At 74.4% G+C, this 14,569-nt stretch carries 13 protein-coding genes; 5 read left to right on the top strand and 8 right to left on the bottom strand.

The features are described 5' to 3' along the window. Positions 1-113: 113 nt before the first annotated feature. Positions 114-752 (bottom strand): DUF6758 family protein, encoded by a 639-nt coding sequence (locus E0L36_RS11180; RefSeq protein ID WP_180928874.1) that lies wholly within the window; start codon positions 750-752, stop codon positions 114-116. Between the two features lie 139 nt (positions 753-891). Further along, positions 892-1,539, bottom strand: a complete 648-nt coding sequence (locus E0L36_RS11175; RefSeq protein WP_180928873.1) for a suppressor of fused domain protein — start codon at positions 1,537-1,539, stop codon at positions 892-894. An 804-nt stretch (positions 1,540-2,343) separates the two neighbouring features. Here E0L36_RS11175 and E0L36_RS11170 point away from each other — a divergent pair. Both E0L36_RS11170 and E0L36_RS11165 read left to right on the top strand, forming a co-directional pair. Further along, entirely contained in the window at positions 2,344-3,462 is a 1,119-nt protein-coding gene (locus E0L36_RS11170) for a magnesium and cobalt transport protein CorA (protein WP_180928872.1), read from the top strand. A 22-nt stretch (positions 3,463-3,484) separates the two neighbouring features. After that, complete coding sequence (locus E0L36_RS11165) at positions 3,485-4,015, top strand: hypothetical protein (RefSeq protein WP_180928871.1); 531 nt, start codon at positions 3,485-3,487, stop codon at positions 4,013-4,015. Between the two features lie 95 nt (positions 4,016-4,110). On the opposite strand, the gene E0L36_RS11160 is transcribed toward E0L36_RS11165, so the two are convergent. Beyond that, entirely contained in the window at positions 4,111-4,872 is a 762-nt protein-coding gene (locus E0L36_RS11160) for a hypothetical protein (protein WP_308416726.1), read from the bottom strand. Between the two features lie 170 nt (positions 4,873-5,042). On the opposite strand from E0L36_RS11160, the gene E0L36_RS11155 reads away from it, so the two are divergent. The 3 genes from E0L36_RS11155 to E0L36_RS11145 are packed head-to-tail and all read left to right on the top strand — an operon-like array spanning position 5,043 to position 8,375. Continuing rightward, on the top strand, positions 5,043-6,467 hold the full coding sequence (locus E0L36_RS11155) for a magnesium transporter MgtE N-terminal domain-containing protein (RefSeq protein ID WP_180928870.1): 1,425 nt from the start codon (positions 5,043-5,045) through the stop codon (positions 6,465-6,467). Continuing rightward, positions 6,460-7,164, top strand: a complete 705-nt coding sequence (locus E0L36_RS11150) for a DUF1003 domain-containing protein (RefSeq protein WP_180928869.1) — start codon at positions 6,460-6,462, stop codon at positions 7,162-7,164. The genes E0L36_RS11155 and E0L36_RS11150 overlap by 8 nt, the downstream gene beginning before the upstream one ends. A gap of 56 nt (positions 7,165-7,220) precedes the next feature. Then, the gene (locus tag E0L36_RS11145; protein WP_180928868.1) at positions 7,221-8,375 is read left to right on the top strand and encodes an Mrp/NBP35 family ATP-binding protein; all 1,155 of its coding nucleotides are present in this window, start codon (positions 7,221-7,223) and stop codon (positions 8,373-8,375) included. Between the two features lie 449 nt (positions 8,376-8,824). On the opposite strand, the gene E0L36_RS11140 is transcribed toward E0L36_RS11145, so the two are convergent. From E0L36_RS11140 to sigE, 5 genes are all read right to left on the bottom strand, one after another. Further along, entirely contained in the window at positions 8,825-9,478 is a 654-nt protein-coding gene (locus E0L36_RS11140) for a hypothetical protein (protein WP_180928867.1), read from the bottom strand. Positions 9,479-9,832: 354 nt separating this feature from the next. Then, positions 9,833-10,357 (bottom strand): sec-independent translocase, encoded by a 525-nt coding sequence (locus E0L36_RS11135; protein WP_180928866.1) that lies wholly within the window; start codon positions 10,355-10,357, stop codon positions 9,833-9,835. 82 nt (positions 10,358-10,439) lie between these two features. Next, entirely contained in the window at positions 10,440-12,017 is a 1,578-nt protein-coding gene (locus E0L36_RS11130; RefSeq protein ID WP_374705522.1) for a S1C family serine protease, read from the bottom strand. A 693-nt stretch (positions 12,018-12,710) separates the two neighbouring features. After that, positions 12,711-13,796 (bottom strand): anti-sigma factor, encoded by a 1,086-nt coding sequence (locus E0L36_RS11125; RefSeq protein ID WP_374705521.1) that lies wholly within the window; start codon positions 13,794-13,796, stop codon positions 12,711-12,713. Continuing rightward, on the bottom strand, positions 13,793-14,569 hold the full coding sequence (gene sigE / locus E0L36_RS11120; RefSeq protein ID WP_180928864.1) for an RNA polymerase sigma factor SigE: 777 nt from the start codon (positions 14,567-14,569) through the stop codon (positions 13,793-13,795). The genes E0L36_RS11125 and sigE overlap by 4 nt, the downstream gene beginning before the upstream one ends.

The raw sequence follows: 14,569 nt of genomic DNA, 5'->3' as shown, positions 1-14,569 counted from the left end.
CGTCGTCGCAGGTCAGAGCGTGCGGCGCACAGGCTGGGCGGGTGCGCCGGGACCGCCCGGTCGCCCTTCCGCGCCCGGACCGGCGGTGTGGCGGTGCCCGTTGGGAGGGGGCCTCAGCCGAGCAGGCGGGGCGAGAGCGCGCCGCAGGGCAGCAGGTCGACCTCGGCGCCCGCGTCTCGCAGGTCGGTCAGCACGAGTTCGTCGTAGAGCAGCAGTCCGGACATCTCCGGCCAGACGATCGCCCACAGCCAGAGCCCGCAGGCCTCCCCCGCGAACACCGCGCGGTCGTCCGGGGACCCGGCGACGTGCCAGAGCGGGGTGGGTCGCCCGGCGGCCAGCACCTTGACGTTCGGCGGCCGCCCGCCGCAGATCTGCGGCCCCGGGTCGGGGCCGGGGATGCCGGCGTACCTGGCTCCGAGACCGACGCCCAACTCCTCGGCCACCAGGAGCAGTTCACCCGTCCCCCCGAGGGGGCTCGGACCGGAGCAGGCGACGGCGGTGGCTCGGCCACCGCTGCGGTCGTCGCCCGCGCTGGCGACGCCGGTGAACAGCCAGCCGACCGGCAGCGGCCAGAGCATCCACACGGGCACCCTGGTCCGGCCGACGGCCACGGCGAGCGCCTCGACGCTGGGCGGGATGACCGGCTGGAGCGGATGCACCGTGCCGTGCAGATCGCACTGCCAGGAGTCGGCGAAAAGGCCGGGCGCCCGGACCCGGCCACCGCACTTCGGGCAACTGGGTTCGCCCCTCATGAGGATCCACGGTGCTACCCGGCTCCCCTCGCGTCAAGGACGATCACCCGCGCGGAGGTTGGGCGCATCGGAGCGCGGGGTGGAGCGGCGGAGGCGACCCGGGGCACCGCGGCGCCCCCACCTTCGGCGGAGGCGTCAGTCAGCCGAGGGGGACGGAGGCGCGCAGCGGGTCGCGCAGGTCCGTACCGTGCCGCAACCAGCGCTCCTCCAGCGCGGCGGCGCCGTGCACCCGCTTCCACGCCGCCTCGTTGGGCGTCATGGGCAGCAGTGGCATGAACCGCACCGGCTCCCGCGGCTCGGGCAGCTCCACGTCGGCGACGAGCCCGCCGGGCTCCGCCACCAGCACGGAGGTGTACGGGGCGCCCGGCCACAGCGGTTCGCCCAGGTCCAGCGAGGCGCCGGGGGCCACCACCACGCCCTCGACCTGCGGGCTGGCGGCCAGCACGGCGAGCGGCCGGAGCGCCTTGTCGGTGTCGGCGAGCCCGGCGCGCACCGAGAGGACGAGTTCGGCGCGTGGGCCGCGCTCGGGGTCGGCCAGCGCGGCTGCGGGGTCGGTCATCGGGGCGGCCGACATCCCGAGCGTCACGTACCGCACCACCACCCGTCCGGGTTCCGGTTCCCGTTCCGGTTCGTTCTCCCGCTCCGGTTCCCGTTCGGGTTCGACGTGGTCGAGGAAGCGGAGCACCTCGACGCGGTCGGCGCCGAGGAAGGTCACGGCGGCCCGGGCGTCCGGCTCGCCGAGCGCCTCGCGCAGCCGCCGTTCGACAAGGGGGAGGACGTCAGCCATGGCGCGAGCATAGGCGCGAGCACGGGTGGGCGGGACGTCCGCCCGGTCGAGCAGGTCAGGCCGGTGCGGTGAACGCGGCACGGGCGCGGCACGGGAGCGGGACGGGAGCGGGGAGGGGGATTCGGGTCGACAGGTCGATGGGTCGATCTTCGCCGGTTGGCCGCTGGCCGGTCGCCAGGTCGACGGGTCGCCGCTGGTCGTCCGGGGGCGCGCGGTCCGGCGTCCGGCCGGGCGCGGTGCGGCAGTTCACGGGCTGGCCGGAAAGCACACCGTGGGGCGTACCGGGTGCTACCGTTGACGACTGGTCAGCGTTCGTGGCAGGCATCCCTCGCAGGGACCGAACGGAGGAGGTGGGGCTGGCATGGATCCGAGTCGACCGTGCAGTACCAGTCGCTCTTCCGTATCGACGACGCGGCACCGCCGCTGAGACTCCGCCGCCGTTCTCCCGACAGTCCGTCGCACGACGGCTGAACTCCGCCCGGTCGGCACCGGGTTCGTGTTCCGTGGAAATCCCGCGGCGCACGCGCTCGTGGAAGCCCGGGTTCCAGGACTCCACCGCGCCCCACCCGTCCGGCCGGTGCTCTCCGCGGGATTCGGGGTCCGGTGACTCGGCCCGGGGGTTCGGGACTCCCGGTGCGCGCACGGAAGAGCGGGCTGGTCATCCGATCTGTCAACCAGCTCTCGTCGTCCCCGGCCCTCGCGCGGTGCCCGCTTTGCGGACCTCCTGCTGACAGCGTGGAGTAGGTCCCCATTCCGGGCAGCGCTGCGCCCGCCGCGGACGGCATGGCATACCGGGAGGTACCCATGTCGATGATCAAGGAACTGCGCGCGGTGGTGCGGCCCTCGCTCCGCAAGCGCCCGCACCTCAGCGAGCACGGCGCGTCCCCCGCGTACGACAGCGCCATCGTGGACTGCGCCGTCTACCGCGGCGGGCGCCGCGTCGGCGACCAGCTCACGCCCGTGCAGGCGCTGCGCGCGGTGCGCACCGAACCGGGAGCGGGGTTCGTCTGGATCGGGCTGCACGAGCCGACGGAGCGCGAGTTCTCCGGCATCGCCCAGGAGTTCGGGCTGCACCCGCTCGCCGTGGAGGACGCGGTCCACGCCCACCAGCGCCCCAAGCTGGAGCGGTACGACGAGAGCCTGTTCACCGTCCTGAAGACGCTGCACTACGTCGAGTCCGCCGAGGCGTACTCCGCCGGGCGTGGGGAGACGGGCGTGGTGGAGACCGGCGAGGTGATGTGCTTCACCGGGCCCGACTACATCATCACGGTGCGGCACGGTGGGCAGGGCTCGCTGCGCGCGCTCCGGCACCGGCTGGAGGACGACCCGGAGCTGCTGGCGAAGGGCCCGTCCGCGGTGCTGCACGCCATCGCGGACCAGACGGTCGACGGCTACCTCGCGGTGGCCGACGCCATGCAGGACGACATCGACGACGTCGAGATCCAGGTCTTCTCGGAGTCCGCGGGCAACGGCAAGCGCGGGGCGGACGCCGGGCGGATCTACCAGCTCAAGCGGGAGGTCCTGGAGTTCAAGCGGGCCGTCGCCCCGCTGCTGCGTCCGCTGCACCTGCTGAGCGAGCGGCCCATGCGGCTGGTCGACTCGGACGTGCAGAAGTACTTCCGGGACGTCGCCGACCACCTCGACCGGGTCAACGAGCAGGTGCTCGGCTTCGACGACCTGCTCAACTCGATCCTCCAGGCGAACCTCGCGCAGGCCACGGTGGCGCAGAACGAGGACATGCGGAAGATCACCTCCTGGGCCGCGATCTTCGCGGTGCCGACGATGATCGCCGGGATCTACGGCATGAACTTCGACTACATGCCGGAGTTGCAGTGGAAGTACGGCTACCCGGCCGTCATGGGACTGATCGTCGGCATCTGCTACTCGATCCACCGTGGGTTCAAGCGGAACGGCTGGCTGTGAGACCCGGCGATAGCCTGCCTCCATGACGCAGACACCGCTCGATCGGGCCCTCGTCGAGGAAGCCGCCAGGAAGTCGGGGTTCGTCTGGGTACGCGGCCCGGTGGGCCCGCCCCGCGCGCTGTGGCACGTCTGGCACGCGGGCGCGGTGCACCTGGTGGGTGGCGGCCCGGTGGAACAGCCGCTGGACGGCCTCGGACTGACCGACGGCGGCGGCGCGACGGTCACCGTGCGCGGCAAGGAGAAGGGGGCCCGGCTGGTGGTGTGGCCCGCCCGTGTGACGGAACTCGCCCCGGAGGGCGAGGAGTGGCGCGCGGCCGTCGCGGAGCTGCGCGGCAAGCGGCTGAACGCGCGGGACGCCGGGACGATCGCGGAGCGCTGGGCGCGGGAGTGCCGGGTGCTGCGGCTGGAGCCCGCGGGGGAGCCGAGTCAGCGGCCGGGGTCGATGCCGGACGCCTCGCTCGCCGCCGCCCCGCTGCCCAGCGAGGCGACCACCCGGCGCCCCACTCCGAAGCCGCTCCCCCGGCTGCTGTTCCGGCGCCGAAGCCGTGGCTGAGCCGCGTCGCGCACGCGCCCGGCGGGCATCCCGGCGCCCGGCCCCGGGTCCGCGACGGCTCCCGGTCCGCGACGGCCGCGGGGCGGCCGGGGCGGTCAGTCGGCCGTGATCTGCTTCCCGTAGTCGACGGTGTGTTCCTTCTTCGGCGCGCGCAGGGTGAACTTCTTGTTCCAGTCGGTGAGTTCGACCTTGCCCCGGCCCCCGGCCCGCTCGACCTGGAGGGGATAGGGGGTGCCGTTCAGCGAGACGTGCACGCTGCCGCCGCTGGCCCCCTCCCCCGCGGTCACCCGCAGCGTCTCCAGACCGCCGACCTCGCCTCGCTCGTCCGCGGCCCGCTTGCCGTCCATCGCCAGCAGGCCGTCCAGCAGGACGCGCTTATCGGTGAAGCCGCGCAGTTGTTTGTAGGCCGGGTCGCCGCGCGGGACCTTGACGTACTTGCCGTCCAGCTTGCCGGCGGCGCGGAGGTCGGCCTCGGTGGGCTTCGCGCCGCTCTTCGCCTGCCGGGCCCAGAAGTCGCCGCCCGCCTTCAGGTACAGGTCCTGCCCGACCCGGAGCAGCTCGAAGGTGCCGCCGCCCTTGGTGGACACCTGGCCCATGCCGCCGTTCCCCGTCAGCCGCATCTCCAGCCGGTGGGTGCCCCCCTTGCTCTCGACGTTGCCGGTCAGGCGCACCGCGCTGGCGGACTCCGCGGCCTTGCGGGCCTTCATCTCGGCCTTGGCCGGGGACAGCTTCCCGAGCCCGTTGGTGCCCTCGTCCGGGTCCTCCTCCTGCCCGCACCCGGTGAGCAGGGCGGTGAGGCCCAGGCACACGGTCCCCGCCAGTGTCGCGGTCCGACCCGCGCGAGCCCTTCCAGTCACGTCGACTTCCTCCTGAGCTAGGGGCAGGCCCGCACCCTACCCGTGGGGGCTCGGTCCGGTGGAAGGTAACCGTCCGGCCCAGCTCACGGGGCGCTCCCCGAGGCCGGCAGGCTAGCCTGAACCCGGCATACGTGACATTCCCCCCAGACTGCCGTGTGAGGGAGGCGCTGATGGCGGCCGGAGCGCTCCGGGTCTTCGTCTCCCACCTCTCGGGCGTCGCGGTGTTCGACCCCGCGGGCGACCAGGTCGGGCGGGTCCGGGACGTCGTCGCGCTGCTCAGCGGTGAGCCCCGGCCGCCCAGCGTGCTGGGGCTGGTCGTCGAAGTCGTCAGCAGGCGGCGGGTGTTCGTGCCGATGACGCGGGTGACCGGCATCGAGTCCGGCCAGGTCATCATCACCGGCGTCCTCAACATGCGCCGCTTCGAGCAGCGGTCGGCCGAGACGCTGGTGCTCGGCGAGCTGCTGGACCGGAACGTCACGCTGATCGAGACCGGGGAGCGCGTCACCGTGCTGGACGTGCGGCTCCAGCAGCTCCCGGCCCGCCGCGACTGGCAGATCGACAAGGTCTTCGTCCGCCGGGGCCGCCCGGGCGGACTCCGGCGGCGCGGCGAGACGCTGACCGTCGAGTGGTCGGCCGTCACCGGCTTCGCCCGGGAGGAGCGGGACCAGGGGGCGACCCACCTGCTGGCCGCCTTCGAGCAGCTGCGCCCCGCCGACCTCGCGAACGTGCTGCACCACCTCTCCGCCAAGCGCCGGGCCGAGGTCGCCGCCGCGCTCCACGACGACCAGCTGGCCAGCGTGCTGGAGGAGCTGCCCGAGGACGACCAGATCGAGATCCTCGGCCAGCTCCAGGACGAGCGGGCCGCCGGGGTGCTGGAGGCGATGGCCCCGGACGACGCGGCCGACCTGCTCTCCGAGCTGCCCGAGCCCGACATGGAGCGGCTGCTGGAGATGATGCGGCCCCAGGACGCCGCTCCCGTGCGGCGGCTGCTGACGTACGAGGAGAGCACCGCGGGCGGGCTGATGACGACCGAGCCGATCGTGCTGCGCCCGGACGCGACGGTCGCGGACGCGCTGGCGCGGATCCGCCAGCGGGAGCTGCCCGCCCCGCTGGCGGCCCAGGTGTTCGTCTGCCGCCCACCCGACGAGACCCCCACCGGCCGGTACCTCGGCGTCGTGCACTTCCAGCGGCTGCTGCGCGACCCGCCGTTCACCCTCGTCGCCTCGATCGTGGACGCGGATCTGCGCCCCCTGCCGCCGAACACCCCGCTGCCCGCTCTGACCAGCTATCTCGCCGCGTACAACATCGTCGCGGCGCCCGTCGTCGACGAGGGTGGGCATCTGCTCGGCGCGGTCACGGTGGACGACGTCCTCGACCACCTGCTGCCCGAGGACTGGCGGGAGGCGGCCGCGCACGAGCCGCACGGTCCGCACGGGCCCCACCCCACGGACGCCACCCGGCTGCTGGACCCCCGGTCCGCGACGCTCACGGGGCGGCGGGGCGAGGTCCCCGACGGCGCGGGAGCGGCGGACGGCGGGCCGGGCGGTGCCGGGGAGCGGCGCGCGAGCCCCGAAGGGAACGGCGGGCATGGCTGAACGGAACGGCGAGCGGGAGCGCGAGGAGCGGACCCGGGAGGTGCCCGGCGCCCAGCGCCCGCGGATCCGGCTGGATCTGCCCCAGGTGCGGCGCCGCAGCCTGCTTCCGGAGTACGACCCGGACGCCTTCGGGCGGCTGTCGGAGAAGATCGCGCGGTTCCTCGGTACCGGGCGGTTCATCGTGTGGATGACGGTGGTCATCGCGCTCTGGGTGCTGTGGAACGTCGCGCTGCCCCGGGCCGCGCGCTTCGACGAGTACCCGTTCATCTTCCTGACCCTGGCACTCTCCCTCCAGGCGTCCTACGCGGCGCCGCTGATCCTGCTCGCGCAGAACCGGCAGGACGACCGTGACCGCGTCAATCTGGAGCAGGACCGGAAGCAGAACGAACGCAGCATCGCCGACACGGAGTTCCTCACCCGCGAGATCGCCGCCCTGCGGATGGGCCTGGGCGAGGTGGCGACCCGGGACTGGATCAGGTCGGAGCTCCAGGTGCTGATGCGGGAGCTGGAGCGGGACACCTGGGAGGAGCGGGAGGCGGAGCGGCGCCACCGTCCACCGCCCGGAGAGCCCAGAGAGCCCGGAGAGCCCGGAGCGCCGCCCTCGGAACCCGGCGGCCCGGCGGGGCCTGACGGCACCGGTGGCTCCGGCGGCGCGGACGGGCCCCGGGCGACGGGCGGCCGCGCGCCGGAGGCGTGACCGAGACCGCCACCCGCGGCTTCGGGGCCCCGGCCGCGGCGCCGTACCATTTCCGCATGGCTACCGACACCGCTCCCGCCCCGACCGAAGACGCGGTACGCACCGCGCTCGCGACGGTGAACGACCCGGAGATCCACCGGCCGATCACCGACCTGGGGATGGTCAAATCAGTGGACATCGCCCCGGGTGGCAGGGTCGATGTGGGCATCTACCTGACGGTGTCCGGCTGCCCCCTGCGGGAGACGATCACCTCCAACGTCACCGAGGCCGTGCGGGGCGTTCCGGGCGTCACCGAGGTCGGCGTCGAACTGGACGTCATGAACGACGAGCAGCGCAAGGCGCTGCGGGACTCGCTGCGCGGCGGGGCGGCGGAGCGGGAGATCCCGTTCGCCCAGCCCGGCTCGCTGACCCGGGTCTACTGCGTCGCCTCCGGCAAGGGCGGGGTCGGCAAGTCCTCGGTGACGGTCAACCTGGCCGCCGCGCTGGCCGACGACGGCCTGAAGGTCGGCGTGGTGGACGCGGACATCTACGGCCACTCGGTGCCCCGGATGCTCGGCGCGGACGGCAAGCCGACCCAGGTCGAGGACATGATCATGCCGCCCTCGGCGAACGGCGTGAAGGTCATCTCGATCGGGATGTTCACCCCGGGCAACTCGCCCGTCGTCTGGCGCGGCCCGATGCTGCACCGGGCTCTCCAGCAGTTCCTCGCCGACGTCTACTGGGGCGACCTCGACGTGCTCCTGCTCGACCTGCCGCCCGGCACCGGCGATATCGCGATCTCCGTCGCGCAGCTGGTGCCGAACGCCGAGATCCTGGTGGTGACGACCCCGCAGCAGGCCGCCGCCGAGGTGGCCGAGCGGGCCGGTTCGATCGCCGTCCAGACGCACCAGAAGATCGTCGGCGTCATCGAGAACATGTCCGGCCTCCCCTGCCCGCACTGCGACGAGATGATCGACGTCTTCGGCACCGGCGGCGGCGCGATGGTGGCCGAGGGCCTGACCCGGACCACCGGGGCGGAGGTGCCGGTGCTCGGCGCCATCCCGATCGACCCGCGGGTGCGTGAGGGCGGGGACGAGGGCAAGCCGGTGGTCCTCAGCGACCCGGACTCGGCCGCCGGATCGGCGCTGCGCGCGATGGCCGGCAAGCTCGGCGGGCGTCAGCGCGGACTCTCCGGTCTCTCCCTCGGCCTCACCCCGAGCAACAAGTTCTGATCCGAGGGCCCGGCGCCCCCGTCACCGGACCGGCCTCCCGGCCGCCGGTGCGGGGGCGCCGTCCGTCACCGATCACCCGGGAAGACCGGAAGCACCGCGTCCGGGAAGACCGGACGCCGGGGCGGCCCACCCCTCCCGGGCGGCATCCCCCCGGGGAGTGCCCGGGCAGCTGACGAGCCGCGGACGGCCGGTAGGCGGCCGGAGGGGAAGGGGCCGGGAGGAGCCCGGAAGAACCCGGGAGCCCGGGAGAACGGGGAGAGGGGCGCCCCAGGCGGTAGGCGTGCGGCGCCCCGGTGAGCGTTCCGCGCGGCGGGCGCCCGGACGGGCGGCCCGGCTCGCGGACGCGTGAGCCACGGTGGTCGGTGGATCGGCGGTACGCGACCGGTCGTGTCGGAACCGCTGGGGTCGGTGCGGGCGTGGCCCGGGCCCGGGCACCGGCCGGTGGGCGGTCAGCCCTCGTAGCTCGCGATGTCCTTGACGACCGAGAAGCCCAGGCCGTAGGCGCTCATCCCCCGTCCGTAGGCGCCCAGGTGGACTCCGTCCCGCGCGGATCCAGCGAGGACCCAGCCGTAGGCCGACTCCCGGTAGTGGAAGTCCCTCGGCACCCCGTCGACCGGCAGCGACAGCGTCGACCAGCCAGCTCCCCCCAGGTCGTCGGCCAGCTCCCAGGCCACCACCGTCTGCTGGTCCAGCCAGTCCTGCCGGAGCGCCCGCTCCATCTCCAGCGGCCAGGAGCAGGACAGCAGGCCGGATCCGGCCAGCCATGCGGCCGTCGAGACCGAGGTGGCCTCCAGTACGCCGGTTCCGTCCGCGCTACGGCGCACCGGACGGCTGGCGACCGTCACCACCACGGCGAAGCGCTGCCCCTCCTGGCTGGTCTCGGCCCGGAGGGAGGGCTCCTCCCCGTGTCCGGTGGAACCGTGCTCCACCGTGCCGTCGGCGCCCGCGCCGACCCGCATCAGCCAGCGCGGCCCGGTGAACGCCTCGTCCAGCCCGTACCACGGAAAGGCGGCCAGCAGAAACTCGTCAACCGCCCGCCGCGCACCGGTATCCCCCTGTGCGCCGGGCCCGGGTTGCCCCGCTACCCGACTCGTCGTCTCCATCTGTGTGACGCCTCCTCACATGCCCTGTGCCACGGGCAGTCCGCCCCCCTAGGACGGCGACCCCGGACACAGGGAGGATAGCTACCCGGATGGGCCGTGTCGGGCATGACCGGAGATCGGGCGGCGTCACGAGACGTGAGATGAGACTCAGTCGGCCCAGCGGAAGCGGGCGTCTCGCGGAGGCCGCACCGCGCGCCCCCGCGCGGTCGCGAGCGGAGGAGGCGAAGGGGCGAAGGGGGAACGCGGTCCGCGTCGGCACCCGGCCGGGCACCAGCACGCATCAGCCAGCGGGGACCAGGCCGCCGCGGAGGGGCCGCGGCCGCGACCCGGACGCTTCGCGGACGGGTAAGCCGGTTACGTCGCGTCGGCGTCGAACGGCGGCGGGGTGTTCTTCGAGAGCGTCACCGGCTCGCCCGAGGCGGGCTCCGCGCCGTTCGCGGACGGCCGCTCCTTGCTGAGGTCGGCCTTCGCGCCGGTGCCGGGCTCCTTGCTCAGGCTGTGCCGCTGGCCGGAGCCGTTCGCGCCGGACCCGGAGGCGGGCTCGTCCGCGGACTCGGTGCCGTTCACCGCGTCGGTGACCTCGGCGAGATCCTTGCGCAGGTCGAAACTGCTCTGAATCTCCTTCAGCCCCAGCTCGTCGTTGTCCAGCAGGTGCTTCTTGGCGAACGTCTTGGGGTTGAGGTCCTCGAATTCGAAGTCCTTGAACTCCGGGCCGAGTTCGGACCGGATGTCGTTCTTGGCACTGTCGGAGAACTCCCGCACCTTGCGGATGAGATTGGCCGTGTCCTGGATCACCTTGGGCAGTTTCTCCGGCCCGAAAATGAGCACCGCGAGAATGATGAGCACCAACAGCTCAAGGGGTCCTATATCGAAGAACACCGCTCAGCTCCCTCAGTACGTCCTCGGCCGGTACGGCCCGGTGTCACGGTACCCGGAGACCACCACGGGGCGGGAGCCCGTCTCACCGACCGTCCGTCGCCGATTCCAGCGTCATCCGGGCGGACCGCTCCTTTCCGTCCCGCAACAGCCTGAGCCGCACCTTCTCTCCCGGAGCGCGGCTTCCGATCTTGACGATCAGCTCCTGTCCGGTGTGCACCGGCTCGTCGTCCACCGCGGTGACGACGTCGCCCTCCCGGAGACCCGCGCGGTCGGCGGGACTGCCGCGACGTACCGCGGGGCCGTCCTGCGCGTCCCCGATCCGGGCGCCGTCCCCGGAGTACTCCAGGTCGAGGCTGACGCCGATCACCGGGTGGCTGGCCCGCCCGTCGTTGATCAGCTCCTCGGCCACCCGCTTGGCCTGGTTGACCGGGATGGCGAAGCCGAGCCCTATGCTGCCGCCGCTGCCGCCCTCGGGGCCGCCGCCACCGCCCCCGGCCGCCTTGATCGCGCTGTTCACACCGACGACCCGGCCCTCGCTGTTCATCAGCGGCCCGCCCGAGTTGCCGGGGTTGATCGGGGCGTCGGTCTGGAGCGCGTTGACGTAGCTCGTCTCGCTCTTCCCGCCTCCGGCGGTGATGGGGCGGCCCTTGGCGCTGATGATTCCGGAGGTGACCGTGCCGTCCAGGTCGAAGGGCGAGCCGATCGCCACGACCGGGTCGCCGACACGGACGGAGTCCGAGTTGCCCAGCGGCAGCGGCTGGAGGCCGTTCACCCTGCCGACCTTCACCACCGCGACGTCGTAGCCGCCGTCCTTGCCGACGACCTCGGCCTCGACCGTGTCCCCGCCACGGAAGGTGACCCGCACCGGCTCGTCCGGGCCGACCCCGTCCACCACGTGCGCGTTGGTCAGGATGTGCCCGCGCTCGTCCAGCACGAAGCCGGTACCGGTGCTGTCGCCCTCCCCCGCCTCGGCGTGGAGCGTCACCACACCGGGCAGCGCCCGCTGCGCGATCCCGGCGATGCTGCCCGGCGCGCGCCGCGAGGCGTCACCGTCCTCCCCGGACTGCGGCAGGTCGATACCGCCCAGCCCGCCGTTGCGCTCCGCGTACACCCCGAGGGCGCCACCGGAACCCCCGGCGAGCAGCGCGATCACCAGCGCCCCGACCACCACGCGCCCCCGGCCACGGGGCGCGGCCGGGGCCTCCGGGGCGAGCGCCCCCGGTCCGGCGGGGTTCGCGGCCCACGGGTCGTACCGCAGCCAGGGCGAGGCCGTCTGCCGCTGGGGGGCGCCCGGCCCGATGACCACGCCGTGCGGCGGAGTGCCGCCGGGAGCCGGGGCCGGTGCCGGTGGCGACGCCGGTGCCGGTGCGGACGGTGACGGCGGGAGCCCGCCGCCCGTGCCGGGGGGCAGCACGGTGCCGTGCGGCGGGGTGCCGCCAGCCGGGGGCAGCTGCACCGGCGGTGCGGGCGCCCAGGGTCCTGGGCGGCCGTAGGGCGGGGTGGCGTACGGGTCCTCGCCGTGCAGCGGGGCGGTGGGCACCGTCTCCGCCTCGGCGCCGCTCGCGGTGGACCCGGGGTCCCCGCGCGGGCCCTCCTCTCGGGCGGTCTCCCTCTGGGCCACCTCCCCGGGGACGGGCTCCTTCCCGGAGGTTTCCGTCACGGGAGTTTCCGTCCCGGTCTCCGGTGCCGGAGAACTCCCGGCGTCGGGGCGGGGCTCCCGCGCGGAGGCCGCGGAGGGCGCCTGCGGGGCGGCGGCGGTTGAGGGTTCGGCGGCTCGCTCCGCTTCCCCCGCTCCAGACGCCGTGGGCGGTACGGGATCGGGGGCGCTGGAGTCCCGACGGGCCCGGGGCAGCGCCGCCGTGGCCGGTTCGGCGGTGCGTGGGTCGTCCTCGGCCGCCGGGCCCCGTGGGGCCGGGGCGGTGTCCGCCTCCGGCTCGGAAGCGGCCCCGTCCCTCGGTACGGCCCGGCGGTCGGACGCGGTAGCGGCCGCACTCTCCGCGGCGGCTCCGCCGTCGGGGTCGTGGCCTTCCGGGACACCGCCGCTCCCGGGCCCGCCCCCCTCGGGGGTGCCAGCGCCGTGCGGAGTGTCCTCGCCAGCGGGGAGGTCCGGGGTAGCCACCGGCTCCGGTCCGCCCCCGGTGGGGTGTCCGGTTCCGGCAGCCCCGGGCTCCTCCGGTGACCGGCTGTCGGCGAAGCGTCGTGGACGGCTCCACCACTTCGCCCTCGGTCCGGAGCCCTTCGCCTCTTCCATGCTCTCCCCAGAGATCGCCAACGCGGGCTGCCCGCCGCCCGCAGAGGGATTCAACCAGCTACGGGGAATCCCGTGCAGCGGGGTGGCGCCGCCCGCCGAGGGTCACTTCCGCGCCCCACCGCCGGGAGCCACCGGGTTGGGCTCCGGCGCCCAGGACACGGAGGTGGCCATCGGCGTGGGACCGGAGACCCCGGGCACCGCCTCCTCGGCGGGCGGCGGCGCCTGCTCGGCCGGAGGTTCGACCGGGATCCGCGCTCCGGTGGGGAGCACCGGAGCGTTGACGAGCAGCGGTGTGTACGGCGCCCGGGGCGTCTCCAGCCCCGGGCCCCACCGCGGCGCCGGGCCGGTCAGCTGGAACCGGTCGACCAGCAGCGGGGAGGTGCGCGGGGCGGGGCCGGTGAGCGCCGTGGGTACGGGGGTCGCGTCGGCCGGGCTGGAACCGCCGTCCCGCGCGGGGACGCTGAGCTGCCCGGCGCGCACCGGGGCGTCCGGCAGCGCGACGGAACCCGGCGCGCTCATCGCCCCGAGGTCGTGCCGGGAGGTCTCCGAGGCGGGCGCACGCCGGACGCTGTCCCGCGCCGTCAGCCCCGCACCACCGGCCGACGCGCTGCGCACCGGGCTGGCGGAGGCCCCTCCGCCGCTCGACGAGCCGCCGCTGGCAGCGGAGTTGAGCGCCCCGCCCATGGCGAGCGCCGCCAGGGAGAACGCTCCCGCGGCGGCGAAGGCGAAGCGACGGCCGCGCGAGGCGGCCCGCTCGGCCTCGTGTATCCGGAATCCGCGCTCCGGGGAGAGCGGCGAGGACTTCCCGCCGGAGCGCCTGGGTGAGAGGTGGTCGAAGTCCCAGGGGGAGCGTCTGCCGCCCGCGCCGGGAGGGGTCTCTCCCCCCCTGCGGCCGGGGCCGCCCTCCGGGGGGACGGGGGCGGCGGGCAGCCCCTGGAGCCGGGCCATGAGGGTGTCCGACGGAGGAGGCGGCGCGGTGTCCGCGAAGACGTTCTTCAGCCGCCGCTGGGCGTCGGCCTCCGCCTTGCAGCTCCAGCAGGTGGCCAGGTGGGCGAGGACCCGCTCCCGGGCGTCGTGTCCCAGCTCGCCGTCCACCAGGGCGGCGAGACGGTCACCGAGGTGCTGTTCGACGGCCGCTGGCTCAGTGTCCGGGTTCGCCGGGCGCTGGCCCCGGCCCAGTCCGCTCACTCAGCACCGACCTCCTCGGTCCGGGCGGCGGGGATCACCGCACTCAGCGCGCGCGCCTGCGCTTCCGCGCGGACCTCGGGCGACCGGTGCCGCAGCGCCTTGCGCAGGTGGGAGCGGCCCCGGTGGATCCGGCTGCGGACGGTGCCGAGCTTGACGCCGAGGGTGGCCGCGATCTCCTCGTACGACAGGCCCTCGATGTCGCACAGCACCACGGCGGCACGGAACTCCGGCGCGAGGGTGGCCAGCGCCTGCTGGACGTCCGCGTCGAAGTGGGTGTCGTTGAAGTGCTGCTGGGGGGTGGGCTCCCGGCTGGGCAGGCGCTCGGCGGCGTCGTCCGCCAGCGCGTCGAACCGGATGCGCTGCTTACGGCGGACGGTGTCCAGGAAGAGATTGGTGGTGATGCGGTGCAGCCAGCCCTCGAAGGTGCCCGGGGTGTAGGTCGACAGGGAGCGGAAGACCCGGACGAAGACCTCCTGGGTGAGGTCCTCCGCGTCGTGCTGGTTGCCGGTGAGGCGGTAGGCGAGGCGGTAGACCCGCGCGCTGTGGGTGCTGACGATCTCCTCCCAGGTGGGAGGGGTCCACGCCTGGATATCCGCTTCGGTGTCGAAGGTCGCCGTGGTCGCGGAGTCGGCGGTGTGGACCTGGTCAGCGTTGTTGGTCACGGATTTCGGCTCGCCGGCGGCGCCGCGGAGTCGCCGGAGCAATCCGCCGTCGCGCACCGTGGCCGCACCTCCCCTGTCGGCTCTGGTGGTGTCCAGTGGAGCCCCTACCAT

The sequence above is a fragment of the Streptomyces sp. AJS327 genome (assembly GCF_013450295.1).
Lineage (GTDB): Bacteria > Actinomycetota > Actinomycetes > Streptomycetales > Streptomycetaceae > Streptomyces.
Note: the sequence above shows the minus strand (reverse complement) of the source record. Positions and strands in the feature narration are given on the sequence as shown.

Coding starts and splice junctions, on each gene's coding strand:
- E0L36_RS11180 (WP_180928874.1), bottom strand. CDS start 752: ATGAGGGGCGAACCCAGTTGCCCGAAGTGCGGTGGCCGGGTCCGGGCG.
- E0L36_RS11175 (WP_180928873.1), bottom strand. CDS start 1,539: ATGGCTGACGTCCTCCCCCTTGTCGAACGGCGGCTGCGCGAGGCGCTC.
- E0L36_RS11170 (WP_180928872.1), top strand. CDS start 2,344: ATGTCGATGATCAAGGAACTGCGCGCGGTGGTGCGGCCCTCGCTCCGC.
- E0L36_RS11165 (WP_180928871.1), top strand. CDS start 3,485: ATGACGCAGACACCGCTCGATCGGGCCCTCGTCGAGGAAGCCGCCAGG.
- E0L36_RS11155 (WP_180928870.1), top strand. CDS start 5,043: ATGGCGGCCGGAGCGCTCCGGGTCTTCGTCTCCCACCTCTCGGGCGTC.
- E0L36_RS11150 (WP_180928869.1), top strand. CDS start 6,460: ATGGCTGAACGGAACGGCGAGCGGGAGCGCGAGGAGCGGACCCGGGAG.
- E0L36_RS11145 (WP_180928868.1), top strand. CDS start 7,221: ATGGCTACCGACACCGCTCCCGCCCCGACCGAAGACGCGGTACGCACC.
- E0L36_RS11140 (WP_180928867.1), bottom strand. CDS start 9,478: ATGGAGACGACGAGTCGGGTAGCGGGGCAACCCGGGCCCGGCGCACAG.
- sigE (WP_180928864.1), bottom strand. CDS start 14,569: ATGGTAGGGGCTCCACTGGACACCACCAGAGCCGACAGGGGAGGTGCG.